This is a genomic window from Streptomyces lincolnensis (genome assembly GCF_021173675.1).
Taxonomy (GTDB): Bacteria; Actinomycetota; Actinomycetes; order Streptomycetales; family Streptomycetaceae; genus Streptomyces; species Streptomyces lincolnensis_B.
This window is the reverse complement of sequence record NZ_JAIHON010000003.1, coordinates 66,632-92,533: the sequence shown is the minus strand read 5'-3', so window position 1 is coordinate 92,533 and position 25,902 is coordinate 66,632. Positions and strand designations below refer to the sequence as shown.

Sequence of the window (25,902 nt, the reverse complement as noted above, 5' to 3'; positions counted from 1 at the left end):
CCCCACAGCTGTGTCGTGCGCGGTCATCGCCGCACCAGACTGCCAGCCGTGCCGCTCGGTGACGCCTGGAGCGTCGAGGGAGGGATGCGGTTCCGGACATCCGCGAGAGAACCGGCGCCCGACCACCGTCCGGCGCCCTGGCGACGGCTCGCCTCTACGTCCGCTCGGAGAGCGTCACCACGCGCGTGGACGGCGTCCTCGTCGCGGGTCCGGACAGTGAACCCGGGCTCGCCGTCGAGACCGGGTCGGTCAGCCAGCGCTGTCGGGCGGAGCCGTCCCGGATCTTGACGACGAGCCCGGCGCCCGGGTCGTCGGTGGTGGGGGTGAAGGCCAGCTGCCCGTCCCCGCGCGGCAGCACCTCCCCCTGGACCGTGAGGTCGTAGCGGACGTCGTCGCCCCGCTTCGTGTTCTGGGCGGCGCAGGTGCCGAGGACCACCACTCCGGCGGCCAGGTGCGAGTCGAGGCACAGGTCCGGCTCGGCCACGCTGCGCAGCAGCCCGTCGTCCTCGTACGACCACTGCTGGGTCGGCGTGTCGGAGCAGGCCGCGAGTTCGGTGCCGGCCCCGGCCTTCGGCTCGCCGTCGATGTCGAGGCACAGGTCGGTCGCGAGGTTGCGCAGCCGGGTGGTTCCGGGCCCGGAGGGGAGTCCGGCGGTGCCCGAGGACGCGCCCGGGGTGGTGCCGAGGCCGCCGGTGGCGCTGGTGGAGGCGGCCGGGTCGGCGCCGTCGTCGTCCGTCCACAGGCCGCCGACGAGCAGGGCGGTCACGAGCCCGGCGGAGGCGAGACCGACGCCGGCGACCAGGGTGCGCGAGGAGCGCGGTCCTCCGGGGGTCGGGCGGCGGAGGGATGCGGGGACACCGGGCAGCAGGCGTCTGCGTCCGCCGCCGTGCCGGCCCGAGACGCGGACGCGCGGCTCCTCGTGCCCCCGGCCCGGGCGGGTGTCGAGGTAGCGGCGGCCGCCCCGGCCGAGCACCGCCTCGGTGAGCAGCACCCCCAGCCCGCCCTCGAAATGGCTCAGTTGTTCGGCGGCATTACGGCAGTGGCCGCACTGCCCCAGATGCTGCTGGACATCCGGCAGCAGGGCCCCGCCGCGGCGAATGGGAACGTCGAGGAGCCGGTTGTAGTACCGGCATTCCTGGGTCGGCGCGAGTTCTCGATGGGCATGTACACAACCTTCACGGAATTTTTCACGCGCCTGTTCGAGTGACACCGACGCGGTGTCGGTATCCACGCCGAGGAGGGCGGCGGGAACGGTTAAGGACTCCCCCTCCACCTCCACATGCCACAACAGACACCGAAAAAGTCCGGGAAGGGCGTGGAATGACCGTTCGGCCAGCTTGCGATGTTCGGGCGTCGACGACACGGCCGACCGCACACCGCGAGTGCCGGCGGGTTTCCGGAGCTCCGGCAGAACATCGGATATCCGGTCCTCTGCCGCCCACTGCCGGACCGTGTCCCGCACGGTGACGAGCAGCCTCGGGCGCAGCGCCACGGCCTTCTCGCCGAGCGCGAGACGGCCGAGCACCTGGTGGAAGGCGGCGGCGGTGACCATGGAGGCGGTGCCCTCGGCGGCGAGGCAGATCACCGCGTACTCGTGGGTCTGCCGCCAGTGCCGGGCCATGAGGAGCGCGACGGACCGGGAGGTCTCGTGGTCCGGGCGGCCGGTGAGGGCGTCGCCGATATTCTCGTCCGAATCCCCGGGAACTGCGCCGGACGGTGGGTAGGGCGGGCGAGGGGGGTGGGGGGTGAGCACTGAGCTGATTCCTTCCCGCGCGCAGGGCGCACACAGAAGTTCTGGTCGCCGAAAGGGCCCGGGATCGGGGCGCGGCTTTCGGGCGCGGGTGCAGGGAGCGTGAATTCACCAGCATCCGCCCGCCCCCGTTTCCCCTCGGGACGAATGCGAGCCGGTCCTTCCCCCCCACACCGACAGTTCACCCTTGCACATGTCACACAGGGCCAACAAGGCACCGGGGCAACATGCACCTCATGGAAAGCACGTCGGATACGAGCGCAACTCATGTGCCCCGTCCGGCCTTTCACGATTCCATGCGCCCCGTGTGAATCACGCGCACGTGCCGCAGGGCCTCGCACGCTCCCCGCGTGCCGCACCGCGTAGTGGACTGGAACCCGGCCTTTTCCTCGGAGGCCCCGCGCAGGGTGGGGGTCGCCCCGGGCTCGAGCGAAGCCGAGAGCTCGGGGAGGCTCTCCTGCGCGACGACGGCCGCCGACCCCGTTCCTCCCGCCCTCGGTCGGCGGCCCGGAGGGCGGACGGCAGATCCCGCGACGGGGTCAGATCTGCCAGGACCGCAGCCGGTCGGCGGCCCCGTACACGTCGGTCTTGCCGGAGATCAGGTCGCGGGCGAGGTCGACGAGGGTGCCGTAGGGCGGGTCGATGCCGACGCCGCTGACGAACATGTAGGCCACCGCGGTGGCGCAGGCGAAGCGGGCGTTGGCCGACGGCAGGGGCTTGAGCAGGGCGAGGGTGTGCAGCAGCGCGGCGGCCCGCCAGGCGGGGTCGGAGTCCACGCCGAGGCGCGGCGGGTCGACACGGTGCCGGGCGACGGCGGCCACCAGCGCGGAGAAGTCGTTGATGACGGGCTGCTCGGGCAGGACCTCTTCGTGACGCTGGAGCAGCCAGGGCACGTCGATGTGGACCACGGGAGCCATCGGTCAGGCGACCCGCCCGGCGCCCTGGGCCCGGGGTTCGTCGTCGGGGAAGGCGGCCGCGAACTCGTCGGCATGGGAGGCGAAGAACCGGCGGAAGGCCTCGGCACCCTCCTGCAGCGCGCGGTGCCGGGCGATGTCGGCCGCGGCGGCCTCGCGCACCAGGGCCTTCATCGACGTACCGCGCTCCTTGGCGATCTGCCGCAGGTCCTCCAGCTCGCGATCGCTGAATTCCACGTTCAGAGCAGGCATGCCACCACGGTACCGCTCGGGTACTTACCCGTAAATAACCCCAGGTCAAGTGAGTACTGCCGGGGTACCGGGCCCGCCGCCCGACGGTCGTGGCACGGGCTCCGTTGTGGCGTGGGCCACATCGGGACGGGGTGATGTCACATTCCGGTCCCCCGACGCCGTCCCTTTGGTGAGCGAGCCATCGGGAGGACCACACCTATGTCCGAACAGAGCGTTTCCGAGGTACCCGGCACCGGCCGGCGGGGCAGGGGCGAGCGGATGGCCGACTGGTTCGACGGCCGCCTCGGCACCCACACCCTGGGCAAGAAGTACCTGCGCAAGGTCTTCCCCGACCACTGGTCCTTCCTGCTCGGCGAGATCTGCCTCTACAGCTTCATCGTGCTGATCCTGACCGGCGTGTACCTCACGTTCTTCTTCCATCCGTCGATGAACGAGGTGACGTACCACGGCAGTTACGCCCCTCTCAACGGCGTCCGCATGTCCGAGGCGTACGCCTCCACCCTGGACATCAGCTTCGACGTGCGCGGCGGGCTGCTGATCCGGCAGCTGCACCACTGGGCGGCGCTCGTCTTCGTGGCCGGGATGCTCACGCACATGATGCGGCACTTCTTCACCGGCTCGTTCCGCAAGCCGCGCGAGCTCAACTGGCTGTTCGGCTGGTCGCTGCTGTTCCTCGGGCTGTTCGAGGGGCTCTTCGGCTACTCGCTGCCCGACGACCTGCTGTCCGGGACGGGCATGAGGTTCGTCCACGGCGCCCTGCTGGCGGTGCCGATCGTGGGCACGTACCTGGCGATGTTCCTCTTCGGCGGCGAGTACCCCGGCCACGACATCGTGGCCCGCTTCTACTCGCTGCACATCCTGGTGATCCCGGGCATCATGGCGGCGCTCGTCGTGGCCCACGTGCTGCTGGTCTTCTACCACAAGCACACCCAGTTCGCGGGTCCCGGACGGACCGAGCGCAACGTGGTCGGCACCCCCTTCATGCCGGTCTACATGGCGAAGGCGGGCGGCTTCTTCTTCCTGGTCTTCGGCTCGCTCACACTGCTCGCGGCCGTGGCGAGCATCAACCCGGTCTGGTCGTACGGCCCCTACCGCGCCGACCAGGTCTCCACGGGCGCCCAGCCCGACTGGTACCTCGGCTTCGCGGAGGGGCTGGTGCGGATCATGCCGGGCTGGGAGATCACCTTCTGGGGCCACACCCTCGTCCTCGGGGTGCTGATCCCGATCGTGGTGTTCCCGCTGCTGCTGGTGCTCATCGGCGTGTACCCGTTCCTGGAGGCCCGGTTCACCCGTGACAAGGGTGAGCACCATCTGCTGGACCGCCCGCGCAACCGGCCGGTGCGCACGGCGCTCGGCGCGGCCTGGATCGCCCTGTACCTGGTGCTGCTGGCGGGCGGCGGCAACGACATCGTGGCGACCCGGCTGCATCTGTCGATCAACACGGTGACCTGGCTGGTACGGATCGCGGTGTTCGTGGTCCCGGCGGTGGTGTTCGTGGTGACCCGCCGGATCTGCCTCGGGCTGCAACTCCGGGACAAGGAGCTGGTGTTGCACGGCCGGGAGACCGGCGTGATCAAGCGGCTGCCGCACGGTGAGTACGTCGAGGTGCACCAGCCGCTCGATCAGGCGCGGCTCCACACGCTCACCGCGCACTTGAGGCCCGGTGAGCTGGTGGAGCACGCGAGTGCCGGCTCCGAGGCGCTCAGCCTTGATCCGCCACGAAGGACGCCATCCGGGTCAGGGCCGAGTTCCAGTTGATGGTGTGCTCGTTGGTCGACCAGGACTGGATGTCGTCGATGTAGCAGAACTGGCCGACACAGCCCTGGAGTTTGCTCTGTGCGAAGGGGTCCTGGATGCTCGAGTTCGGCCCGCCCGCCAAGGTCCCCCGCGGCGGGTTGGGCTGGCTCGGGTCCAGCTGGTGGGCGTACCAACGGGCGTGCTGGTTATGGGCGTTGACCTCGCCGTAGCCGGTCACGTACGACATGTTCAGCGCGTTGCGGCCGAAGATGTAGTCCATGCTCTGCACGGCGCCGTCCCGGTACTTCGAGCCGCCCGTGATGTCGTACGCGGTGGCGATGACGACCGCGTTGTGCAGGATCTGGTGGTTGGAGCCCCAGTCGTAGACGTTGCCCTCGGGGGCGTACGGCATGCCGTACGGGTGGGCCTTCAGCGTGGCCAGGTAGCGGTCGGCGCCCTTGACGACGGACTGGCGGACCTTGTCGCGGCCGGGCAGCCTGTTCGGCACGGTGGCGAGGTCCAGGCGGGCCGCGGCGGCGGTCCTGGCCCAGTCGTAGCCGACGGGGGTGAAGATGTCTGCGGTGTGGACGGGCGAGGCGAGGACGTGGTCCTGGAACGCCTTCTCACCGGTGGTGAGGTACAGCTCGGCCGCCGCCCAGTAGAACTCGTCGGTGACGTTGTTGTCGGCGTAGGTGCCGCCGCCGATGCCGTCGCTCTCCGAGGCGTACCGGTCGGGGTGGGCGAGCGCCGCCGCCCAGGCGGTGCGGGCGGCCGCGAGGGCCTTCGCCGCGAACGCCTTGTCGTACGGCTTGTACAGACGGGCCGCCTGCGCGGCCGTCGCCGCCAGGTTCAGGGTCGCCGCGGTGGACGGCGGGTGCAGCTCACGCTTCTGCGGATCGTCGCTCGGCATCAGCGGCAGACCGGTCCACTGCTCGTCGTGGATCTTGTGATGGGCCATGCCGGCCAGCGGCTGCCCGGCCGGCACCTGCATCTTCAGCAGGAACTCCAGCTCCCAGCGGGCCTCGTCGAGGATGTCGGGCACCTTGTTGCCGCTCTCGGGGATGGCGAGGGTGCCGTCGCCGAGGCGCTCCGCCTGCCCGGTGCGGGCCAGCAGCTCGCGCTCGTAGGTGCTCAGTACCTCCCAGGTGGAGATGCCGCCGTTGACCACGTACTTGCCGTGGTCGCCCGCGTCGTACCAGCCGCCGGTGACGTCGAGCGTGTAGTCGCACACGCCCGGCTGGCAGGGCACGTCCTTGTCGCCCTGGTTGGGGGCCACGTTCACGTGTCCGGCGGCGCGGCCGTAGCCCGGGCGCAGGTCGTCGCGGATCGCGATGCCGCTGCGCTGGGTGTAGTAGTACTTCGGCGCGTCGAGGCGGAGCTGCTCGTAGGCGCTCGTGCCGATGTCGAAGGGGCGGCTGGTCTCGCCGTCGGCGACCAGGGTGAAGCCGGTGCCCTTCTTCTTGAAGGCGCCGAAGTCGATGGAGTGCACGTTCTGCCCGGAGGAGGCGTCGGTGCCGCGCGGGACGGTCGCGCCCCGGGCCACCACCGCGCCGGTGGCGTTCTTCAGCTGCCAGGGCAGACTGGCGGTCGCGTCGGTGACCAGTGTGGCGTTCTTGGGACCGGCCGGCAGATAGGCGACCTGGTTGACCCGGACCCGGGGCCCGGTGTCGGGCTCGTACACCTCGGGCGGGACACCGCCCAGCAGGGACACGTCGTCCATGCAGAAGCGGAACGGGTCGGCGCTGCCGCCGAGTTGGAAGCCGACCTGGCCCTGGGCGGTGTCGACGGGCGAGGTGAACGTGTAGGAGTAGGTGTTGCCCGACACGCTGAGCTGCGGGCTGACCTCGAAGTAGGTGTCGTAGGGCGCCGCCGACAGCCCGACGATGGCGCGCAGCACGTGTCCCTCGGGCGAACCGTTCGCGCTGAAGGAGAACTTGTACGACTCGCCCTTGACCAGGGTGATGTCGTTCTGTCCGACGGCGGCGTCCCAGCGGTTGGCGGTGCCGCCCGGTATGGCGGCACAGAGCTGTCCGCCGGACAGTTCCGCGGTGACGTTGCTGGTGGTCCACCAGGGGGCGGTGGTGGTGTCGAAGGTGCCGTTCTTGACCTGTTCGACCTCGTCGGCGGCGGCCCCGGGGGCGGGGAGGCCCACGAGTGCCGCCCCGAGCAGGGCCGTCAGGGAGATCAGGGCGGTTCTGCGTCGTTTCACGTCCGGGCTCCTCGGAGAGGTACGGGTCACGCTCGGCGTGGGAGCGCTCCCAGATGTGGGCGAAGGCCATGCTTGTTGCAGCCATGACATCCCGTCAACGGTCCGGACGGGACTCGTTCCGCCCGAACCGTTTCGAGGACCGTGCGGCGGCGGTCAGCCGGCCGGGACCTCCAGCCTGCTGATGCGGATCGCGCCGCGTGCCTGGTCCGGGTGGGCGCTGGTCAGGGTGAGCCGGAGCCGGGAGCCGCGCACGGCGTCGAAGGCGACCACCGTCGGTTCGTCGGAGGCGGTGGCCCAGTCGACGACCGCCCCCGTCACCGCCACGTAGGCCCGGCCGTCCCACACCTCGGCCTCGATCGAGGAGGGCAGGCTGTGGGTCGCGCTCAGGGTGAAGGAGACCTCCACCCGGTCGAAGGTCCGCGTCCGCCCGAAGTCCACCGACACCCAGTCCTCGGTCCGGGCTCCGTTGAAGGCGGGCAGCAGCGCGGTGGCGGCCTTGACGAAGGCGTTGGACCAGCCGGTGGCCGGGTCGCCGTCGAGCATGGCGGCCGGCAGCGTGTCGGGACGGCCGGAGTAACTGGCGTCCGCGTACGGATAGTTCGGCGGCGCCGGGTGATCGGGCCGGAGCACGGCGGCCGGAGTGGTCACGGCCGGGCGGGCGGGGGCGGCCCGTACGGTCGCCGTGCCCGGGCGCAGGCCCGACACCCGCGCGGTCACCTTCACGGCGCCCGGTTCCGTCCCGGCACGGACGATCGCCAGCGCCTTGCCGTGGAAGGCGGTGCGGGTGCTCGCCTGGTAGCGCTCGGCGCTCTCCTCACGGCCGTTGTCGAGCCCCGCGAGGGAGCCGCCCGTCACCGCGAAGGAGATCAGATGCTCGGCGTCGGGCACCACGACTCCCCGGGCGTCGACGACGTCGGCCGTGACGAAGACCAGGGAACGGCCGTCGGCGGCCAGGGATGTGCGGTCGGGGGTGAGGCGTACGGCGTGGGGTGCGCCGGCAGTGCGCAGGACGTCGGTGGCGACCACCCTGCCGTTCCTGCGGGCCACGGCCTTCAACTCGCCCGGCTCGTAGGGGACTTTCCAGGTGAGGTGGAGCTTGCCCGCGCTGCCGTTCGGGCTGGTGTAACTGCCCGGGTAGGGGCCGTCGGTGAAGGTCTTGTCGTCGCCGGTGGCCTCGGTGGTCTCCAGGTACGCGCGGCCGTCGAGGGTCTTCTTGGTGTCGAACGTCCGCGTGCCGAGGGACCTGCCGTTCAGGAACAGCTCCACGGAGGCGACGTTGGCGTACGCCCACACCTCGACCGTGTCGCCCTCCTGGTGGTTCCAGGTCATCGGCAGCAGATGGACCATGGGCTCGCTCACCCACTGGCTGCGGAAGAGGTGGTACATGTCCTTCGGGAAGCCGGCCGTGTCGACGGCGCCGAAGAAGGACGCCTTCACCGGGAAGACGTTGTACGGCGTGGGCTCCCCGATGTAGTCGATCCCGGACCACAGGAACTCCCCGGCGAACCACTTCCGGTCGCGGTCCTTCTTGTGGCCGTACTCGCCGCTCATGGTCCAGGAGGCGAGGTTGTTGTCGTACGACGAGGTCGCCCGCCTGCCGGGGGTGTGGTTCTCGCCGGTGTTGAGGTGCTCCGGCTCCTGGTAGGTGCCGCGGGTGGAGGTCTCGGAGGAGGACTCGGACTCGAAGAGGAACAGGTGCGGGTAGCGGGCGTGCAGGGCGTCCACCGACTTGGCGGTGTTGTAGTTCAGGCCGAGGCCGTCGAGCTTGGCGAGGAGCAGGTCGCCCGGGGTGCCCGGCGCGGGCACGCTGCGGTGCCGGTCGGAGCCGATGACGATCGGACGGGTGTCGTCGGAGGCCTTGACCGCGGCGATCAGCCGGTCCGCCATCGCGAGGCCGGCGGTGGAGGAGAAGTCGGGGACCTCGTTGCCGATCGACCACATGAGGACGGCGGGCGAGTTGCGGGCGGCCTCCACCATCTCCGTGACGTCCTTGTCGGCCCACTCGTCGAAGAACCGGCCGTAGTCGTACCGGTTCTTGGGGGTCCTCCAGCAGTCGAACGCCTCCACCAGCATCACGATGCCCATCTCCTCGCAGACCTGGATCATCTCCGGCGCGGGCGGGTTGTGGGAGGTGCGGAAGGCGTTGACGCCCATCGACTTCATGATGGTCATCTGTCTGCGGATCGCGTCGATGCCGACGGCGGCGCCGAGCGCGCCCAGGTCGTGGTGCAGGTCGACGCCCTTGATCTTGTGATAGGTGCCGTTGAGGTGGAAGCCCTCGTCCGGGTCGAAGCGAAAGGTGCGGAAGCCGAAGGGGGTGCGGTAGGTGTCGACGGTCCTGCCGCCGAAGCGCAGTTCGGTCTCCAGCGTGTAGCGGCGCGGTGTCTCGAAGTCCCACAACTGGGGGTCGGGGACGGTGAGTTCGTGGCCTTCCGTGGCCTGTCCGTCGACCGTGACCGTGGAGGCGGTACGGGCCACCGTGCGACCGCGCGGGTCCCTGACCCGTGACCGGATCTCGACCGGTGCCGCCGCGCCCGTCCCGTTCACCACCGAGGTCTCCACCTTGACCGTGGCGCGCTCGGCGGTGATGTCGGGGGTGGTGACATACGTGCCCCAGCGAGCCACGTGGACCGGTTCGGTGACGACGAGGCGGGCCTCGCGGTAGATGCCGCTGCCCGAGTACCAGCGGCTGCTGGGCAGCCGGTTCTGCACCTTGACCGCCAGGACGTTCGCGGTGGTGCCGTCGGTGTGCAGCAGGTCGGTGAGGTCGAAGGCGAAGCCGGTGTAGCCGTAGGGGTGGCGGCCGACCTCGGTGCCGTTGCAGTGGACGTACGAGTCCATGTAGACGCCGTCGAACTCCACCGAGATCCGCTTGCCCGCGTAGGAGGGCGGCAGGGTGAAGGCGAGGCGGTACCAGCCCAGGCCGCCGGGGAAGAACCCGGTGCCGCTGGTGGTGCCGTGCTCGGTGGTCGGGGCGAGTTCGATGCTCCAGTCGTGCGGGACGGCGACCTGGCGCCATCCGGAGTCGTCGTGGCCGGGGGCGGCGGCGTCGGCGTACTCGCCGGTGGGGTCGGTGATCCCGCCCGGGTCGACCAGCGCGAAGCGCCAGCCGTCGCGCAGCGGGATCGTGCCGCGCCCGGCGGCTCCCCCCGCCGCCAGGGCCTCGGCGGCCTGTGCCGCCGGGGTCCCGGCCAGTGCGCCGGCGGCCGGTGCGGCCGCGGAGGCCAGTAGTACCGATCTGCGAGTGACCGTCATGGCGGCTCTCCCTCATCAGGGCCCAGAAGTACTCACAACTGATCGTGAACAAACAGATTCTGTCGGCCTGTCGCACGCGCCCGTCAAGGGTGCGGTGAGCCGCTTCCACCCCAGGTGTCACAACGGCCGGATTTCCCCCTTGACCGCGCCCCGATCGCGACCCGACCGCACCGCCGCCCGCACAGCAGTTCCCGTCCACGCGCAGGCGCGACGCACTAGGCTGGAGCCCGAGTGAAAACATCTGTTCACTGTGAGTGTGCGCAATGGAGTGGCGCCGATGAGTCCCGTGTATCCGTTCGACGACGCCGCGACAGCGCGGGCGGTCGTCGACGACACGGGCACACTCCTGGAGTGGAACGACGGCGCGCGCCGCCTCCTGGGCTACTCGGCCGCCGAGATGGTGGGCCGTTCCGCCGCGGATCTGCTGGTCGACGGGGACCTGCCACGGACACCGCGGCCACCCCGCTGGGACGGCACGCTCACCCTGCGTCACCGGGACGGCTCGACGGTGGCGGTGTGGCTCCTGGCCCACCGCAGGGAACCCGCCGACGACAGACCGGGGCGCTGGCTGGTCGTGACCCCGCTGGAGGGCGACGGCCCGTCCCCGCCGGGCGACCCCCTGGACGACGCCCGGCTCGTCCAGTCCCCCTGCGCCGTCGCGATCTACGACGAGCGGCTGCGCCTGCGCCGGATGAACGGCGCCATGGCCGAGATCCTCGGCCTGCCCGAGGAGCGGGTGCGGGGCCTGAGGGTCCCCGAGATGAGCGGCAGACCGCAGAGCGCGGACATCGAGCAGCATCTGCACCACGTGCTCACCACCGGCCGGGGGCACGACGTGCGCACGTATCTGCCGATGGGCGACGAGCGCATGAACGCCTGGCTCGCCCGGATCGCCCCGATCACCGACGACCGGGGACGGGTGCGGGGCGTGTGCGTCGCCGCCCATGACTTCACCGAGCAGTACCTCGCCCGGGAGCGGCTGCAACTGGTGAACGAGGCCAGCGTCCGCGTCGGCACCACGCTCGACGTCACCCGGACGGCGCAGGAACTGGCGGACGTCTGCGTCCCCGCCCTGGCCGACTTCGTCAGCGTCGACCTGCTGGACCCTCCGGCCGACGGGGGCGAGTACCTCAGCGGGCGGCTGACCGCCCCGTTCAGTCTGCGCCGGGCCGCCCACCGGTCGATCAACCCGGGCAACCCGGAAGCCGTGGCCAAGCCCGGTCAGGTCGACGTCTACCCCGCCTCCTCCCCGCAGGCCGACTCCCTGGTGGTGGGCCACACCATCGTCGCCTCGACGGACACCGGCGATCTCTCGGACTGGCTCAGCTGGGACGACGTCCGGCTGGAGCGGATCAAGCAGTACGGCATCCACTCCACGATGTCGGTGCCGATACAGGCCCGCGGCCAGACCCTCGGCGTCGCCGTCCTCACCCGCTTCCGGCGGCCGGACGGCTTCACCCCCGACGACGTGCTGCTGGCGGAGGAGATCACCGCCCGGGCGGCCGTCTGCATCGACAACGCCCGCCGCTACTCCCGCGAGCGTGAGACCGCCCTCGCCCTCCAGCGCAGCCTGCTGCCCCGGTCACTGCCGCGCACGGCCGCCGTGGAGGCCGCCTCGCGCTATCTGCCGGCGGCCCGCGCCGGGGTGGGCGGCGACTGGTTCGACGTGATCCCGCTGTCCGGGATGCGGGTCGCGATGGTGGTCGGGGACGTCGTCGGACACGGCATCCAGGCATCGGCGACGATGGGCCGGCTGCGCACCGCGGTCCGCACCCTCGCCGACATCGACCTCGCCCCCGACGAACTGCTCACCCACCTGGACGACCTGGTCGTCCGGCTGTCCGCGGAGGCCGGCGGCGAGGGCAGTCCCGGCGAGGTCGGCGCCACCTGTCTGTACGCCGTGTACGACCCGGTCTCGCGGCGCTGCACCGTGGCGCGGGCCGGACATCCGGCGCCCGTCATGAGCCCGCCGGGCGGCTCGCCCCAGGAGGTCGACCTGCCGCCCGGGCCGCCGCTGGGCCTGGGCGGGCTGCCGTTCGAGTCGGTCGAGTTCGCCCTGCCCGAGGGCACCGTGCTGTCCCTGTACACCGACGGTCTGATCGAGACCCGGGACCGGGACGTGGACGCCAGTCAGGCACTGCTGTGCGAGGCCCTGTCCCGCTCCTCCGGTTCGCTGGAGGAGACGTGCGACCTGATCCTGCACGAGCTGCTCCCGGCGGGCGGTGCCCTGGACGACGTGGCCCTGCTGCTGGCCCGCACCAAGGGGCTGCCGTCCTCGCAGGTCGCCACCTGGGACATCCCGGCCGATCCCGCGCTCGTGGGGCCGATCCGCAAGCAGGTCGTCGCCCAGCTGGAGAGGTGGTCGCTGAGCGGGGTGAGCTTCACCGCCGAGCTGGTGGTGAGCGAGCTGGTCACCAACGCCATCCGCTACGGCGCCCACCCCATCCGGCTGCGGCTGATCCATGACGAGACCACGCTGATCTGCGAGGTGTCCGACACCAACCACACGGCTCCGCACCTGCGCCGCGCCAAGACCTTCGACGAGGGCGGCCGCGGGCTGCTGCTGGTCGCGCAGCTCACCCAGCGCTGGGGCAGCCGGCACACCGGCGAGGGCAAGACGATCTGGGCGGAGATCGCACTCGCCGACGAGGTGTGAATCCCCTCGGGCGCCGTCCGCAGGAGCCGGACCCCGGTCTCGGTCAGGAGGGCGCCGCCAGCCAGGGCCGTACCTGTCTGCGGGCCTCGTGCAGCCGTGACTTGAAGGTGCCGAGCGGGATCCCGGCGCGTTCGGCCGCCTCGGCGTACTCCAGCTGGCAGATGTCCCGGTACACCAACGGCGCGACCAGGTGCGGGTGTTCACGCTCCAGCCGGTCCAGCGCGTCCAGCAGGTCGAGGCGGGAACCGGCGATCACACTGGTCGTACGGGGGTCCGCGTGCCGCTCGACGTCGATCGGCGCGGGCTGTTCGGCGGCCCGCCGCCTGAGCTCGCGATACTTCTGACGGGCGCAGTTGGCCACGACCGTGTGGAGCCAGGTGCCGAAGCGGCTGCGCCCCTCGAACGTGCCGATCTTCCGGGCGACTTGGAGGAGTACGTCCTGTGCCGCCTCCTCGGCGTCCTCACGGCAGGGCAGGAACCGTCCGCAGCGCCGGACGACTTCGGGGCGGATGGCGTGGAGCAGCTCGTCCAGCGCGGCCGGGTCGCCGCCGGCCGCACGCCGTGCCAGGTCCTCGGTCGGAGCGGTGTCCGGCACGGGCGCTCCCCTCGGAGTCGATCGCAGGGCAGGCATGATAGTCGTATGCACTCCGTCGAGCGGATCGGGCGTTACCGCCTCGAACGGCGCCTGGGCAGCGGCGCGTTCGGCACGGTGTGGCTGGCGCACGACGACGTGCTCCGAGCGCCGGTGGCCGTCAAGGTCCTCGCGGACAACTGGTCGGCGCGCCTGGACGTGCGGGAGCGGTTCCTGTCCGAGGCCCGGATGCTGCGCCGGGCCGGTTCGGACCGGGTGGTGCAGGTCTACGACATCGGTGAACTGCCCGACGGCAGACCGTACTTCGTGATGGAGTACGCCGACGGCGGCACCCTCGCCGACCTGCTCGCCGACGGCCCGCTGCCGGTGTCCGAAGCGCTGCGGCTGACCGCGGCGGCGGCCCGGGGCGCGGCCGCGCTGCACGAGGCGGGGATCGTGCACCGGGACATCAAGCCGACCAACGTGCTGCTGGCCGGGGTCCCGGACGGGGCCTCGCGGGTGCTGGTCGCCGACCTGGGGCTGGCCAAGAGCCTCGCCCAGGCCTCCGGGCTCACCCAGGCCGCGGGGTCGGCGGGGTACCGGCCGCCGGAGCAGGCCGAACCCGGCGTGGGCATCGACGAGCGTGCCGACGTGTACAGCCTGGGCGCGGTCGGCTACCACCTGGTCACCGGTGCGGTGCCGGGCCCGCCGGGGAGGATCGTGCGGCCCGACCGGCTGCGCCCCGGTCTGGATCCCGAGGTCCGGCGGGCCCTGCTGCGGGCGCTCCGGCCCGAGCGGGGGCGGCGGTGGCCCAGTGCGCGGGCCTTCGCCGAGGAGCTGGAGCGGCTGGCGGCCAAGGCGTCCGGCCCGCGCTCCGGCCGCCGCGGGCGGGTGCTGGTGCTGGGGTGTGTCGTGGTCGCGGTGGTGGCCGGCGGGGTGACATCCGTGCTGGTGGACCGGCACTCCCCGGTCGCGGAGGTGCGGGTCGAGGACGGCACCGGGCGGATCAGGGCCGAGGTGCCGGGCGCGTGGGGGCGGCAGCTGCGCGCCTCGGGCTGGGATCCGCGGCTCCTCGGACTGCCCGCCGGGCGCGAGCCGGGGCTGGTCGTCGCCGACGACGTGGAGGCCTGGCAGGACCTCGGCGCGGCGGTGAACGGCGTGTTCGTGGGCCTGAGCGAGCGCGGTGACGTCACGGCCGCGGTGAACGGGGTCGTCCATCCGGGCTGTCGCTACGACGGCGCCCGCGATTACGCCGGTGCCGTGTGGCACGGCAGGATCCGCAGGTGGAGCGGCTGTCCGGGGGACGACGGATCGGTCACGGAGGCGGCGCTCCTCCCGGCGGACGGCGGGAAGCGGCCCCAGGTGTATGTGCAGATCCGGCAGAGCGGGGGTGCCTCGGTGGCCGACCGCGTCCTGGATGCCGTACGCGTCGGAGACTGACAGGATTTTTCTCCGGGCTGCGCGAACTTTTCCGGGTCCGGCCGCATCGGACCTCTGTGACGGGGCACAGAGCGCCGTACACGCGTGAGGCGTCCGTCCCACGTGTGGGGAGTTCCGGGAGTGTGGACTGACATGGTCAAGACGTCCCCAGGCAGGAGGCGGGCGGGGCTGCTCGCGAGCACGGTCGCGGTGCTCGCTGCGGTGACCGCCTGCGGCACCGGTGCGGAGAACGCGGGCGCTCCGCGGACCGTGCCCGGCACGGCCGCCCCGGCGACCGGCGGACCCACGACCACCCCGGCCTCCTCCCCCGCCGCCGACCCCTCGCCGGGCCCCGCCACGACGACCGCCGAGCCGGGCGCCACGGCCACGCCGACCGCCTCGCCGCCCGGGACGACCGATGCCCCGGCACCGGCGACCGGCACCCGTTGCCACACCCCCGAGCTGCGCGCGTCGGTCGGCCGCAACAACCCGGGGGCAGGGCAGGAGAACTTCCCAATCGTCCTCACCAACACCTCCGACCGCACCTGCACCGTGCGCGGCTATCCGGGCGCCGCCTTCCTCGACGCGTCCGGCAAGCAGCTGGGTCCTGACCCCGTGCGCTCCCCCGACCCGCCCGAAACGGTCACCCTGGCCCCGGGCGCCAGCGCCTGGGCCGGCCTGACCTTCGCCAACCCCGAGGTCAGCGGAGCCCGCGCCGCCACCCCCGCGACCCTGCTCGTCACCCCACCGGACGAGCGCGCACCACTGCAGGTCACCTGGAAGGGCGGCCGGGTGCCGGTCTCCGGCAACGAGTCCACAGTCCGGCTCATCACATTCAGCCCCGGCACCGGGGCCTGATCCGCCCCGGCACGACGTGCGCGCCCACCGCCGACACCACCGTCCCCGGTGCGCAGGAGGCGCGTACGCCGACCGCCCGGAGAACGCGACGCCCAGGCGGGGGCAAGCCGTCCAAGCCGGTCAGACCGGCCTCTTACCGAAACCTGGTTTCATGGACGCGCACACTTGTTCACGTTTGAAGGATCCGCCCTGAACACCCCGCTCGCCGAAACCCTCTCCGTCCTCCTGCTCGTCGCCGTACTCGCCTGGGCGGTCCTGCGGCCCTTCGGATGGCCGGAGGCCGTGCTGGCCGTCCCGGCGGCGGGGGTGGCGATCGCGACCGGGATCATCTCGCCGGAGCACGCGTGGCAGGAGGTCGAGCGGCTCGGGCCGGTGGTCGGGTTCCTGGCCGCCGTGCTGGTGCTGGCCCACTTCTGCGACGTCGAGGGGCTCTTCCACGCGTGCGGGGCCTGGATGGCCCGGCGGGCGGCGGGCTCGCCCGGGCGGCTGCTGACAGCGGTGTTCGTGCTGGCGTCGGCGATCACGGCCGTCCTCAGCCTGGACGCCACGGTGGTGCTGCTGACGCCGGTGGTGTTCGTCACCGCCACCCGCATGGGCGTCCCCGCCAAGCCGCACGCCTACGCCAGCGCGCACCTGTCGAACACGGCCTCGCTGCTGCTGCCGGTCTCCAACCTCACCAACCTGCTGGCGTTCGCGGCCAGCGGGCTGAGCTTCACGCGGTTCGCGGCGCTGATGGCGCTGCCCTGGCTGGTCGCGATCGCCGCCGAGTACCTGGTCTTCCGGCGCTTCTTCCACCGCGAGCTGAGGGAGGTCGCGCCCTCCCCCGAGCCGGCCGAGGCACCCGCGCTGCCGGTGTTCGCGCTGGTCACCGTGGGCTGCACACTGGCCGGGTTCGTGGTGACCTCCGCCGTCGGCGTCGAGCCCGCCTGGGCCGCGCTGGCCGGGGCGCTCGTGCTGGCCGGGCGGGCGCTGGTCCGGCGGCAGGACACCCCGCTCGGGGTGGTGCGGGCCGCGTCACCGCCGTTCCTGGCGTTCGTCCTGGCGCTCGGCGTCGTCGTACGGGCGGTCGTCGACAACGGCCTGGCCGACGGGCTGCGGCACCTGCTGCCCGCGGGGACGGGGCTCGCCGCGCTGCTGGGCATCGCCGTGCTGGCCGCCGTCCTGGCGAACCTGATCAACAACCTGCCCGCGGTGCTGGTCCTGCTGCCGCTGACCTCGGCGGCCGGACCCGGCGCCGTGCTCGCGGTGCTGCTCGGGGTGAACATCGGCCCGAACCTCACCTACGCCGGGTCGCTGGCCACGCTGCTGTGGCGGCGCATCGCGCACCGGCACGAGCACGATGTCGACCTGGGCGAGTTCACCCGGCTCGGCCTGCTGACCGTGCCGGCCGCCCTCCTCGCCGCCGTGCTCGCGCTGTGGGTGTCGCTCCGGCTCGTCGGGGGCTGAGCCCTCGCTCAGCGGCCGCCGTAGCCTCCGTAGCCGCCGCCGTACCCGCCATAACCGCCGTAGCCGCCGCCATAGCCACCGCCGTATCCCGGGTACCCGCCGTACTGGCCGCCCCCGGAGCAGTAGGAGGGGTTGTAGTAGCAGTACGCGTTCGACGGGTCCGTGGCCGACGGGGTCGGCGCCGGGGTGGTCCGGGGGGCCGACGGGGTGGTGGACGGGGTCGGTGCGGGCGTCGGTGTGGGGGGCTTCGACGCCTTGGGGGTGGGCGTGGGCGTGGGCGAAGGCGTGGCCTCCGCGCCCCAGTTGACCACTTCCATCTGCGGGTCGGGCTTGGAGGTGTCGATCACCCAGCGCTGCTCGGCGGCGTCGTCGCGGGTCTTGACGACCAGGGCGCCCGCCCCGTCGGTGGCCGCGGGCGTGAGGGCCAGGTCCTGGTCCCAGCGGGGCACCAGCATGCCCTGGAGGGTGAAGTCGTACCGGGTGCTCTTGGCACCCGCCGTGGACGCGCCCGTGCAGGGGGCCAGCTGCACCGAGTAGCCGAGGTGGGAGTCCAGGCAGAGGTCGGGGTCCTCCGCGCTGCGCAGCAGCCCGTCGGTGTCGTACGACCACTGCTGCCCGGCCACCGAGGAGCACTCGGTGAGCTCGGTCTCCGCGCCCTTGACGGCCTTCGTGCCGACGACGCCGACGCACAGCCCGGAGGCCACGTTGTGCAGCCGGCCGCGCAGGGTGCCCTGCTTCGCGTCACCGGCACCGACCCAGGACGGATCGGAGGCCGAGGCGCCCGTGTCGGTGTCCGCCGCGTCCGAGGGCGTGGCGTCGCCGGCCGTGCCGGTCCCGTCGTTGGGGCCGAGGGAGGACCACAGCACCAGCGGCAGGACGATCAGGCCGCTCACGGTCAGGACGGCCGCGCCGAGGTTGCGGCGGGAGGTCCGCCGGGACGCCTTCTTGTGGGTGGAACGCCGCGAGGCGGCGCGAGCGCGGGCGCGCGGACCGGCCGCCGGAGCTTCTTCGGAAGCGGCGACGGTGGGCGTCCGCGCGGGCGGCGGGGGCGCGGCATCGGGCAGCGGGGGCACGGCGTCCGGCAGCGGGGGCGCGGCGTCCGGCAGCGGGAAGAACGACTCGCCCGCGATCGGCGGGGCCGGTATCTCCCGCGCGGCCGGGGCGGGCGGGGCCTCGGGCTCCTCCGGTACGCCGTTCATGTGCACGCGGGTCCCGTGATAGGCCTGCGCGGCCCAGCCGAGGACGGCCTCGGCCAGCGCGCCGCCGAGCCCCTGGTTGAACTGGTGCAACTGGTCGGCGGTGTACCGGCAGTGCCGGCACCCCTCCAGATGGGCGCGCAGGTCCTTGTCGAGCTCGACACCGCCGCGGCGGTAGGTCACGTCCAGCAGCCGGAGGTAGTGGCGGCACTCCTGCTCGGGCGCGAGTTCGCGGTGGACCTGGAGGCACTCCTCGCGCAACCGGTCGCGGGCGCGCCCGAGTTCGACCCGGGCGTCCTCCTCGTCCAGGCCCAGCAGCGCGGCGGGGACGGCCAGCGGCTCGCCCTCCACCTCGACGTGCCACAGCAGGCAGCGGGCCGACTGCGGCACGCGCTGGAACGCGCCGGACAGCAGCCGGCGGTCGGCCGGCGGCAGCAGCCGGGCGACGGCGTGGTCTCCCTCGCCGCTGTCGGTTCTCAGCTCCGGGTGGAGCATGTCGCGTCTGCGGTCGGCGTCCCACTCCGCGGCGATACGGCGGACCGTGACAAGGAGTTGGGGCCGCCAGGCCGAGGTCGGCCCGGTCTGGCGCAGTGTTTCGCCGAAGAGCCTGGTGAATGCCGCGGTGGTGAGCATTCCCGCGGGACGAGCGCCGTCGGTGCACAGCCGCGCGTAGGCGAAGGCGGCTTCCCAGTGCCGGTCGAGGAGTTCACCCACCGGTTGCAGCGCGGGGGTCGCTCCACTCCACTTCTTGAGCTCGGCACTGAGTTGCTCGTCCGTGACGGCGGACGGGCGAGCGGGAGTCGGAGAATTCGACAGCCCTGCGTCTTTCACGGCGGTATTCCTCCCGAGGACCTGCTGCATAAAGTCCATACCAATGGGTACGTCCGCCTGGACAGCTCTTTTGAAGCATGAGGGGCGTACGAGAGTGGTCACTTGGGCGCGACGAAGAATGTGTATGGTCTGTGCGCCGACACGGCACACCTTTGCACAGGTCAGCGATACCTAACAAGAGATCTCGCGCTTTTGTGCATTGCGTGCGCGCAGCCGGGATTTGATCCGCCGTCAAGCCCCGGCATCTTAGGTGTTTACGGTCGCATCGGTGGCTTGATTTGGAAATGGGATTCACTTGGCTCGGGGTCGCCGCCACTCAAACCATTGAACGGCCACTACACCGCGCATCCGGCCGGTCCCGCGAGATCATGTTCCAACCATTGAGCAGTGTGTCCGGTAGGCCCCCGGAGGCAGCCCGTGGTGCTCGCGGAAGACCCGGTTGAAGTGGAAGGGGCTGGCGAAACCGGAGGCGGCCGCGATCCGTTCCACGGGCAGATCGGTGCCCTCCAGCAGCCGGGCGGCGTGCCGCAGCCGTGCCTCGCGCAGCGCCCGCATCGGGGACCGGCCGAGCTGCCGGGTGTAGAGGTGGGCGAACCGGGACGGCGAGAGCGAGACGCTCTCGGCGAGCGAACGGACGGTGTGCGGGGCTCCGGGGTCGGCCGCGATCAGCTCCTGGGCCCTGAGCACGCGGGGGTCGAGGTCGGTCCGCTCCGACGACGGGGCGTGGGCGGCGCCGGCCGTGAGCAGGACGACCTCTTCCAGCGCCGACAGGGCGAGTTCCCTGGCGGTGGTGGAGTGGGCCACGGCGACCCGGTCGTCGGCCGGCGGGGTCGGGGGCGGCGCCCCGGTCCCGGTCCAGCGGGCGTCGGCGAGCATCCGCCGGAAGGCCGCCTCGATCCGGCCGTGCGGCTCCCCGGACGCGCCGGGCACGACGTACATCCCGTCCCCCGTGCCGTACGGCTGGAGCCAGGGGTGCCAGGACGGTCTGGCCCCGCAGTGCACCCACCAGAACTCCCAGTGCGCGACGCCCTGTTCGACGCCGTAGCCGTGCCGGACACCCGGCCCCAGGACCACCAGGTCCCCGGCGCCCGCCCCGGTCGCGGTACCGCCCTGACGCAGTCGGCCCCGTCCGCCGGTCGTCCAGGTGAACAGCCAACTGTCCGATCCGCGGGGCCGGTTGACGCCGTAGCCCGGCCGCTGGTCGAAGCGGCCGACCACCACCAGGCCCGGCGGCGGTGCGGGGTCGCCGGGGGTGGCAGCAGTCTCGGGCAATCCGTCAGCGGTCACGGGCATCCTCCTGCGGGGCACGGCGGCCTAGCGTGACGAGTGGAGCACACCTCGGCGTCGAGAACCAGGAAGAGGGCGGATGACAGTCACGGATATCACCACAGGGGTCCAGCGGTTCCAGGAGGACGGCTTCATGGTCGCCCGGGGACTGTTCGGGGCCGACGAGATCGACGCGCTGTGCGCCCGGTTCACGGCGCTGCACGCGGCGGGGCCGGTGCCGGGACACTTCTCACCGCGTGTGTCGGAGGATCCGCTGCACCGCCATCCCCGGGTGATGCAGCCGCACGAGATCGACGATCTCGCCCGGCGGTTCCTGCTGGACCGGCGGCTGCGGGAGATCCTGGAAGGGCTGCTCGGGGAAGAGGTGCTGGCCGCGCAGAGCATGTTCTACTTCAAGCCGCCCGGGGCCCGGGGGCAGGCGCTGCACCAGGACAACTTCTACCTTCGGGTCGAGCCGGGCACGTGTGTGGCGGCGTGGATCGCCTGCGATGTGATCGACCGGGACAACGGCGGCCTGGAGGTCGTGCCCGGCACCCATCGGATGGACCTGTTCTGTCCGGAGGAGGCGGACTCGGAGGTGTCCTTCGCGCGGGAGTACGTGCCGCCGCCCGCGGGGCTCGCGGCCGTGCCGGTCGACATGTCTCCGGGGGACGTGCTGTTCTTCAACGGCAGTCTGGTGCACGGTTCACAGCCCAACGGCACCACGGACCGCTTCCGGCGGTCGTTCATCGGGCACTACGTCGGGGCGTCGACCGAGCGCATCGGGGAGTACTACCGGACCATCGCGATGAGCGGGGAGCGGGTCCGGCTGCCCGAGAGCGAGGGGGCCGGCCCGTGCGGCACCGAGTTCGAACCGCACGGGCCCCACTAGGGCCTGTCCGGCGGATCAGGTCGCATGGAGTCACGGTGCTGATGGGCGTGCCAGACCCCCGCGACCGCGACATGATCCGCCGGACAGGCCCTAGGCTCAGTGACCGGAGATCGGACGGGCCGTGTAGGGCTCCTCCAGCTCCTCGATCTCCTTGTCGCTCAGCTCCAGGTCCACCGCGGCCACCGCGTCCTCGATGTGGTGGGGCTTGCCCGCGCCCACGATCGGGGCGGCCACCGTGTCCTGGGCCAGCAGCCACGCGAGCGCCACGCGGGCGCGGGGCACGTCCCGGTCGTTCGCGATACGGGTGACCGACTCGACGATGGCCCGGTCGCCCTCCTGGTACAGGCGGCTGCCGAAGTTGTCGGTGGCGCTGCGTTCGGTGACCGTGCCCCAGTCGCGGGTGAGGCGGCCGCGGGCCAGCGGGCTCCAGGGCAGGGCGCCCACGCCCTGGTCGGCGCAGAGCGGCAGCATCTCGCGCTCCTCCTCGCGGTAGAGGAGGTTGTAGTGGTTCTGCATGGAGACGAACTTCGTCCAGCCGTGCCGTTCGGCGGTGTACTGCATCTTGGAGAACTGCCAGGCGTACATCGAACTCGCCCCGATGTAGCGCACCTTGCCCGCCTTGACCAGGTCGTGCAGGGCCTCCATCGTCTCCTCGACCGGGGTGTGCGGATCGAAGCGGTGAATCTGGTAGAGGTCGACGTAGTCGGTGCCCAGACGGCTCAGGCTGTGGTCGATCTCCGTCATGATCGCCTTGCGGGAGAGTCCGGAGGCGTTCTGCCCCGGTCGCATCCGGCCGTGCACCTTGGTGGCGAGCACGATCTCGTCGCGGTTCGCGTAGTCCGCGAGGGCCTTGCCGACGATCTCCTCGCTGGTGCCGTCCGAGTAGACGTTCGCCGTGTCGAAGAAGTTGATCCCGGCCTCCAGCGCCTGCCGGATCAGTGGACGCGAGGCCTCCTCGTCGAGGGTCCACTCGTGCACGCCGCGGTCGGGCAGGCCGTAGGACATACAGCCCAGACAGACCCGCGAGACGTCCAGACCCGTCGAACCGAGCTTCACGTACTGCATCGTTGCCGCTCCTGCCTTCGAGATGGGTACGAAGGGGAGCGTACGACTTCGCGTGCGCTCCATGCCCAACCCGTCCGCGGTCCGAGGCGGAACTCGCCCCCGGCGTCCCGGCGTGGCGGCTCGGCCGCCCCTGTCACCGTCCGATCCGCCCGACCAGGTCCAGCGCCCGTTCCCACGCGAACTCCCCGTCCCGCCCGGGGTCGGCGAAGCGCACGCCCATCCCGCGCAGCCGTATCAGACTGTCCCGGTAGGCGGGGTGGCCGGCGAGCGCGTCGGAGACACAGGGCAGGACGCCGATCGGGACGCCCTGGGCGGAGACCTCGCACAGGGTGCCCAGGGCGAGGGTGTCGGCGATACCGGCCGCCCACTTGTTGATCGTGTTGAAGGTGGTCGGGGCGACCACGACCGCGTCCGGGTCCGGGAAGGGCCGCGGGTCGCCCGGGCGGCGCCAGGCGGAGCGGATCGGGAGGCCGGTGCGCGCCTCGACGGCGGCCGTGTCGAAGAAGCCGTTCATGGCGGTCGGCGTCGCGAAGACCCCGACCCGCCATGCCCGTTCCTGCGCGGCGGTGATCAGCTCGCCGACGCCCGCGGCGACACCGGCGGCGCAGACGACGACGTACAGAAAGGGCGGTGTCTCGTCCTGTTCGGTCACCTCGGAACCCTACTGAAGCGGGAAGGACAGCCCCCGCTCGGAGGCGTGACGCGGGCCGACGAGGCGGCGCTCCTTCTCCTCGATCGGGACGTCGTTGATGCTCGCCTCGCGCCGGGTCATCAGCCCGTGCTCGTCGAACTCCCACAGCTCGTTGCCGTACGACCGCCAGCACTGCCCCTCGGCGTCCCGGCACTCGTACTGGAAGCGGACGGCGATGCGGTTGCCGTCGAAGGCCCACAGGTCCTTGCGCAGCGCGTAGTCCTGCTCGCGGGCCCACTTGGCGGCGAGGAACGCGACGATCTCGGCGCGGCCGGTGACGAAGGTGTCGCGGTTGCGCCACACCGAGTCCTCGGAGTAGGCGAGCGCCACCCGGTGCGGGTCGCGGGTGTTCCAGGCGTCCTCGGCGGCCTGGACCTTCTGGGCCGCCGTCTCGCGGGTGAAGGGCGGCAGGGGCGGGCGGTCGGACATGGCATCCTCCGGGACAGTAAGAGAGAACGTGCGTTCTCCGCAGTGGCTGCTACCGTAGGAGAACGCTGGTTCTCGCGTCAAGGAGTGGTCGGACATGGACAGTGCGGTGGCCCGTGAGCGGGCGTTGGACGCCGCCGAGGAGCTGTTCTACGGGCGGGGCATCCAGGCCGTCGGCATGGACGACGTCCGAGGCGCGTCCGGGGTCTCCCTCAAGCGGCTCTACCAGCTCTTCCCGGCCAAGGAGCAGTTGGTCGAGGCCTATCTGGAGCGGCGCGACGGGCGCTGGCGCGGACGGCTCGCCGCGTATGTGGAGCGCGAGCAGGATCCCGGGGCGCGTGTCCTCGCCGTCTTCGACTGGCTGGAGCGGTGGTTCGGCGAGGAGGGTTTCCGCGGCTGCGCCTGGATCAACTCCTACGGTGAACTGGGCGCCACCTCGGAACGCGTGGCGGCTCAAGTGCGGGCCCACAAGCGGGCGTTCGCCGACTACCTGACCTCCCTCGTGACCGCCGCCGGACACCCCGCCGCCCTTGCCGGGCCCCTGTTCCTGCTGGCCGAGGGCGCCATGGTCACGGCGGGGATCACCGGGAGCACCCGGCCTGCCGCGCAGGCCCGCGAGGCGGCCCGGTCACTGCTGGCGGCCCGCTGAGGTCAGCCGGCGGCCAGGGCCGTCACCTCGGCCCTGGCCCGGTCGAGGGAACGGTCCGCGAGTTCCTGCCCGCCCGCCAGGTGCGGCAGCAGCCCGGCGAGGGTCAGTTCGGCGGCCACGAAGTGCGTGCCGCGCACTCCGAGGTTGCCGAAGTAGGCCCTGAGGTAGGGCGTCTGGAAGTCGTACGGCTCGCGCGGTGTGCCGGGGCCGTACCCGCCGCCGCGCGCCATGACCACGACCACACGGGTGTCCCTCAGCCGGCTCTCGCCGGTGTCGGGGTCGGCGTACGCGCCGGGGAAGGTGACGCGGTCGATCCACGCCTTCAGGGACGCGGGGACGGAGAAGTTGTACATCGGCACCCCCAGCAGCACGGTGTCCGCGGCGAGCAGGTCGTCGATCAGGGGGCGGGTCAGCCGCCACTCGTGCTCCTCGGCGGCGTGGTCGATCAGCGCCGGGACCTTGTCCGGCGGGACGAAGCCCGCGCGCTCCACGCGGCGGCCGAGGGTGGTGTACGCCGGGGTCAGCGGCGGGACCGGGGCGGCGCACAGGTCGCGGTACCGGTGCTCGGCCGTCGGCCGGCGGGCCCGCCAGGTGGTGGCGAACAGGTCGGTCAGGCGCCTGCTGACGGAGTCGGCGGCCGTGTCGGCGCTGGCGTCGATGTGCAGGAGGGTCATGCCGGTCACCTCGATCAGGTCGGATGCGTCAGGGGGGTGACGGAGCACGAGGGAGGAAGGTGACCGATGGACGGGCACGACGAACTGGCGCGGCGGTTCGAGGAGCGGCGCGGGCGGCTGCGGGCGGTGGCGCACCGCGTGCTGGGCTCGGCCGAGGAGGCGGAGGACGCCGTACAGGAGACCTGGCTGCGGCTGAGCCGTACGGACGCCGACTCCATCGACAACCTGGCGGGCTGGCTGACGACGGTGGTCTCCCGGGTGTGCCTGGACATGCTCCGCTCGCGCGCCTCGCGGCGGGAGGAGCCGTACGGCCCGCAGGTGCCGGAGCGGGCCGGTGCGAACGCCCCCGAGGAGGAGGCCGTCCTCGGCGACTCGGTGAGCATCGCCCTCCTGGTGGTGCTGGAGCGGCTGGGCCCCGCCGAACGGGTCGCGTTCGTGCTGCACGACCTGTTCGGCGTGCCCTTCGACCAGGTCGCGGCGGTGGTGGACCGCTCGGTGCCGGCCGCGAAGAAGCTCGCCAGCCGGGCCCGGCACAAGGTCCGGGGCACTCCCGCCGTCCCGGACGCCGAACTCGACCGGCACCGCCGGGTCGTCGAGGCCTTCCTGGCCGCCGCGCGGGGCGGCGACCTCGGCGGACTGCTCGACGTGCTCGCCCCCGACGTGGTCCGCCGGGCCGACCCCGCCGTCCTGCCGCCCGGGGTACCCGCCGAACTGCGCGGCGCCCGTGCGGTGGCCGAGGGGACCCTGGCACTGCGCGAGCGCTCCCGGTTCGCCGCCCTCGCCCTGGTCGACGGCGACGCCGGCATCGTCGTCGCCCCGCGCGGGCGGCTGCTGCTCGCCCTGACGGTGACGGTGACGGACGGGCGGATCACGGCCTACGACGTGGTCGCCGACCCGGCGCGGCTGCGCCGGGTCGGGCTGGGTGTCCTCGACCTGCCGGCGGTCAGCGCACGGTCTCGGACACCGTGATGGCGCCGACCGGGCAGGCGCGGGCCGCCTCGCGGACCATGGGATCGCCGGCACCGTCCCGGCGGCCGGGCACCAGGGTGCTGTAGCCGTCGTCGTCCTGGGTGAAGACGCCAGGGGCGGCCAGGGCGCACTGGCCCGCGCCGATACAGACGTCGGTGTCGATGTCGATGTCCATG

At 72.2% G+C, this 25,902-nt stretch carries 21 protein-coding genes; 8 read left to right on the top strand and 13 right to left on the bottom strand.

The window, feature by feature from the left end; all coding sequences use genetic code 11:
- Window positions 1-154 precede the first annotated feature (154 nt).
- The 3 genes from K4B79_RS07595 to K4B79_RS07585 form a co-directional block, all read right to left on the bottom strand.
- Window positions 155-1,753, bottom strand: coding sequence for an RICIN domain-containing protein (locus K4B79_RS07595; RefSeq protein ID WP_232025531.1), 1,599 nt, complete (start codon window positions 1,751-1,753; stop codon window positions 155-157).
- A 536-nt stretch (window positions 1,754-2,289) separates the two neighbouring features.
- Complete coding sequence (locus K4B79_RS07590; RefSeq protein WP_232025530.1) at window positions 2,290-2,667, bottom strand: toxin Doc; 378 nt, start codon at window positions 2,665-2,667, stop codon at window positions 2,290-2,292.
- A 3-nt stretch (window positions 2,668-2,670) separates the two neighbouring features.
- A complete protein-coding gene (locus K4B79_RS07585; protein WP_232025529.1) occupies window positions 2,671-2,916 on the bottom strand; it encodes a hypothetical protein in 246 nt (81 codons plus the stop codon).
- Between the two features lie 198 nt (window positions 2,917-3,114).
- Here K4B79_RS07585 and qcrB point away from each other — a divergent pair, with 198 nt between their 5' ends.
- Entirely contained in the window at window positions 3,115-4,674 is a 1,560-nt protein-coding gene (gene qcrB / locus K4B79_RS07580; RefSeq protein WP_232025528.1) for a cytochrome bc1 complex cytochrome b subunit, read from the top strand.
- On the opposite strand, the gene K4B79_RS07575 is transcribed toward qcrB, so the two are convergent.
- The gene (locus K4B79_RS07575) at window positions 4,619-6,862 is read right to left on the bottom strand and encodes a glycoside hydrolase family 9 protein (RefSeq protein WP_232025527.1); all 2,244 of its coding nucleotides are present in this window, start codon (window positions 6,860-6,862) and stop codon (window positions 4,619-4,621) included. The two genes, qcrB and K4B79_RS07575, sit on opposite strands and share 56 nt — an antisense overlap.
- Before the next feature lie 153 nt (window positions 6,863-7,015).
- Complete coding sequence (locus tag K4B79_RS07570; RefSeq protein WP_232025526.1) at window positions 7,016-10,117, bottom strand: glycoside hydrolase family 2 TIM barrel-domain containing protein; 3,102 nt, start codon at window positions 10,115-10,117, stop codon at window positions 7,016-7,018.
- A gap of 277 nt (window positions 10,118-10,394) precedes the next feature.
- On the opposite strand from K4B79_RS07570, the gene K4B79_RS07565 reads away from it, so the two are divergent.
- Window positions 10,395-12,773, top strand: coding sequence for a SpoIIE family protein phosphatase (locus tag K4B79_RS07565; RefSeq protein ID WP_232025525.1), 2,379 nt, complete (start codon window positions 10,395-10,397; stop codon window positions 12,771-12,773).
- Between the two features lie 43 nt (window positions 12,774-12,816).
- Here K4B79_RS07565 and K4B79_RS07560 read toward each other — a convergent pair whose 3' ends face one another.
- Complete coding sequence (locus K4B79_RS07560) at window positions 12,817-13,368, bottom strand: RNA polymerase sigma factor (protein WP_232025524.1); 552 nt, start codon at window positions 13,366-13,368, stop codon at window positions 12,817-12,819.
- A gap of 45 nt (window positions 13,369-13,413) precedes the next feature.
- Between K4B79_RS07560 and K4B79_RS07555 the strand changes: the two genes are divergently transcribed.
- From K4B79_RS07555 to K4B79_RS07545, 3 genes are all read left to right on the top strand, one after another.
- On the top strand, window positions 13,414-14,784 hold the full coding sequence (locus tag K4B79_RS07555) for a serine/threonine-protein kinase (RefSeq protein WP_232025523.1): 1,371 nt from the start codon (window positions 13,414-13,416) through the stop codon (window positions 14,782-14,784).
- Window positions 14,785-14,916: 132 nt separating this feature from the next.
- Window positions 14,917-15,621: a DUF4232 domain-containing protein gene (locus K4B79_RS07550; protein ID WP_232025522.1), complete on the top strand. Its 705-nt coding sequence runs from the start codon at window positions 14,917-14,919 to the stop codon at window positions 15,619-15,621.
- 189 nt (window positions 15,622-15,810) lie between these two features.
- Complete coding sequence (locus K4B79_RS07545) at window positions 15,811-17,067, top strand: arsenic transporter (RefSeq protein WP_374208447.1); 1,257 nt, start codon at window positions 15,811-15,813, stop codon at window positions 17,065-17,067.
- Window positions 17,068-17,075: 8 nt separating this feature from the next.
- Here K4B79_RS07545 and K4B79_RS07540 read toward each other — a convergent pair whose 3' ends face one another.
- Both K4B79_RS07540 and K4B79_RS07535 read right to left on the bottom strand, forming a co-directional pair.
- Window positions 17,076-19,094 carry a ricin-type beta-trefoil lectin domain protein gene (locus tag K4B79_RS07540; protein ID WP_232025520.1) on the bottom strand — a complete coding sequence of 673 codons (2,019 nt, stop codon included), beginning with the start codon at window positions 19,092-19,094 and terminating at the stop codon, window positions 17,076-17,078.
- 366 nt (window positions 19,095-19,460) lie between these two features.
- Window positions 19,461-20,387, bottom strand: a complete 927-nt coding sequence (locus K4B79_RS07535; protein ID WP_232025519.1) for a helix-turn-helix domain-containing protein — start codon at window positions 20,385-20,387, stop codon at window positions 19,461-19,463.
- 73 nt (window positions 20,388-20,460) lie between these two features.
- Here K4B79_RS07535 and K4B79_RS07530 point away from each other — a divergent pair, with 73 nt between their 5' ends.
- Window positions 20,461-21,252 carry a phytanoyl-CoA dioxygenase family protein gene (locus K4B79_RS07530; protein WP_232025518.1) on the top strand — a complete coding sequence of 264 codons (792 nt, stop codon included), beginning with the start codon at window positions 20,461-20,463 and terminating at the stop codon, window positions 21,250-21,252.
- A 96-nt stretch (window positions 21,253-21,348) separates the two neighbouring features.
- Here the strand turns inward: K4B79_RS07530 and K4B79_RS07525 are convergent, their stop codons facing one another.
- From K4B79_RS07525 to K4B79_RS07515, 3 genes are all read right to left on the bottom strand, one after another.
- Window positions 21,349-22,317, bottom strand: coding sequence for an aldo/keto reductase (locus tag K4B79_RS07525; RefSeq protein WP_232025517.1), 969 nt, complete (start codon window positions 22,315-22,317; stop codon window positions 21,349-21,351).
- Between the two features lie 133 nt (window positions 22,318-22,450).
- Entirely contained in the window at window positions 22,451-22,969 is a 519-nt protein-coding gene (locus K4B79_RS07520) for a flavoprotein (protein ID WP_232025516.1), read from the bottom strand.
- A gap of 9 nt (window positions 22,970-22,978) precedes the next feature.
- Window positions 22,979-23,437, bottom strand: coding sequence for a nuclear transport factor 2 family protein (locus tag K4B79_RS07515; RefSeq protein ID WP_232025515.1), 459 nt, complete (start codon window positions 23,435-23,437; stop codon window positions 22,979-22,981).
- 94 nt (window positions 23,438-23,531) lie between these two features.
- On the opposite strand from K4B79_RS07515, the gene K4B79_RS07510 reads away from it, so the two are divergent.
- On the top strand, window positions 23,532-24,083 hold the full coding sequence (locus tag K4B79_RS07510) for a TetR/AcrR family transcriptional regulator (protein WP_232025514.1): 552 nt from the start codon (window positions 23,532-23,534) through the stop codon (window positions 24,081-24,083).
- A gap of 2 nt (window positions 24,084-24,085) precedes the next feature.
- Here the strand turns inward: K4B79_RS07510 and K4B79_RS07505 are convergent, their stop codons facing one another.
- A complete protein-coding gene (locus tag K4B79_RS07505; protein ID WP_232025513.1) occupies window positions 24,086-24,757 on the bottom strand; it encodes an FMN-dependent NADH-azoreductase in 672 nt (223 codons plus the stop codon).
- A gap of 66 nt (window positions 24,758-24,823) precedes the next feature.
- Here K4B79_RS07505 and K4B79_RS07500 point away from each other — a divergent pair, with 66 nt between their 5' ends.
- A complete protein-coding gene (locus K4B79_RS07500; RefSeq protein ID WP_232025512.1) occupies window positions 24,824-25,726 on the top strand; it encodes a sigma-70 family RNA polymerase sigma factor in 903 nt (300 codons plus the stop codon).
- Here K4B79_RS07500 and K4B79_RS07495 read toward each other — a convergent pair.
- On the bottom strand, window positions 25,701-25,901 hold the full coding sequence (locus tag K4B79_RS07495; RefSeq protein WP_232026213.1) for a ferredoxin: 201 nt from the start codon (window positions 25,899-25,901) through the stop codon (window positions 25,701-25,703). The genes K4B79_RS07500 and K4B79_RS07495 overlap by 26 nt on opposite strands.
- Window position 25,902 lies beyond the last annotated feature (1 nt).

Coding starts and splice junctions, on each gene's coding strand:
- K4B79_RS07570 (WP_232025526.1), bottom strand. CDS start 10,117: ATGACGGTCACTCGCAGATCGGTACTACTGGCCTCCGCGGCCGCACCG.
- K4B79_RS07590 (WP_232025530.1), bottom strand. CDS start 2,667: ATGGCTCCCGTGGTCCACATCGACGTGCCCTGGCTGCTCCAGCGTCAC.
- K4B79_RS07555 (WP_232025523.1), top strand. CDS start 13,414: ATGCACTCCGTCGAGCGGATCGGGCGTTACCGCCTCGAACGGCGCCTG.
- qcrB (WP_232025528.1), top strand. CDS start 3,115: ATGTCCGAACAGAGCGTTTCCGAGGTACCCGGCACCGGCCGGCGGGGC.
- K4B79_RS07530 (WP_232025518.1), top strand. CDS start 20,461: ATGACAGTCACGGATATCACCACAGGGGTCCAGCGGTTCCAGGAGGAC.
- K4B79_RS07500 (WP_232025512.1), top strand. CDS start 24,824: ATGGACGGGCACGACGAACTGGCGCGGCGGTTCGAGGAGCGGCGCGGG.
- K4B79_RS07565 (WP_232025525.1), top strand. CDS start 10,395: ATGAGTCCCGTGTATCCGTTCGACGACGCCGCGACAGCGCGGGCGGTC.
- K4B79_RS07495 (WP_232026213.1), bottom strand. CDS start 25,901: ATGGACATCGACATCGACACCGACGTCTGTATCGGCGCGGGCCAGTGC.
- K4B79_RS07550 (WP_232025522.1), top strand. CDS start 14,917: ATGGTCAAGACGTCCCCAGGCAGGAGGCGGGCGGGGCTGCTCGCGAGC.
- K4B79_RS07525 (WP_232025517.1), bottom strand. CDS start 22,317: ATGCAGTACGTGAAGCTCGGTTCGACGGGTCTGGACGTCTCGCGGGTC.
- K4B79_RS07535 (WP_232025519.1), bottom strand. CDS start 20,387: ATGCCCGTGACCGCTGACGGATTGCCCGAGACTGCTGCCACCCCCGGC.
- K4B79_RS07515 (WP_232025515.1), bottom strand. CDS start 23,437: ATGTCCGACCGCCCGCCCCTGCCGCCCTTCACCCGCGAGACGGCGGCC.
- K4B79_RS07510 (WP_232025514.1), top strand. CDS start 23,532: ATGGACAGTGCGGTGGCCCGTGAGCGGGCGTTGGACGCCGCCGAGGAG.
- K4B79_RS07585 (WP_232025529.1), bottom strand. CDS start 2,916: ATGCCTGCTCTGAACGTGGAATTCAGCGATCGCGAGCTGGAGGACCTG.
- K4B79_RS07505 (WP_232025513.1), bottom strand. CDS start 24,757: ATGACCCTCCTGCACATCGACGCCAGCGCCGACACGGCCGCCGACTCC.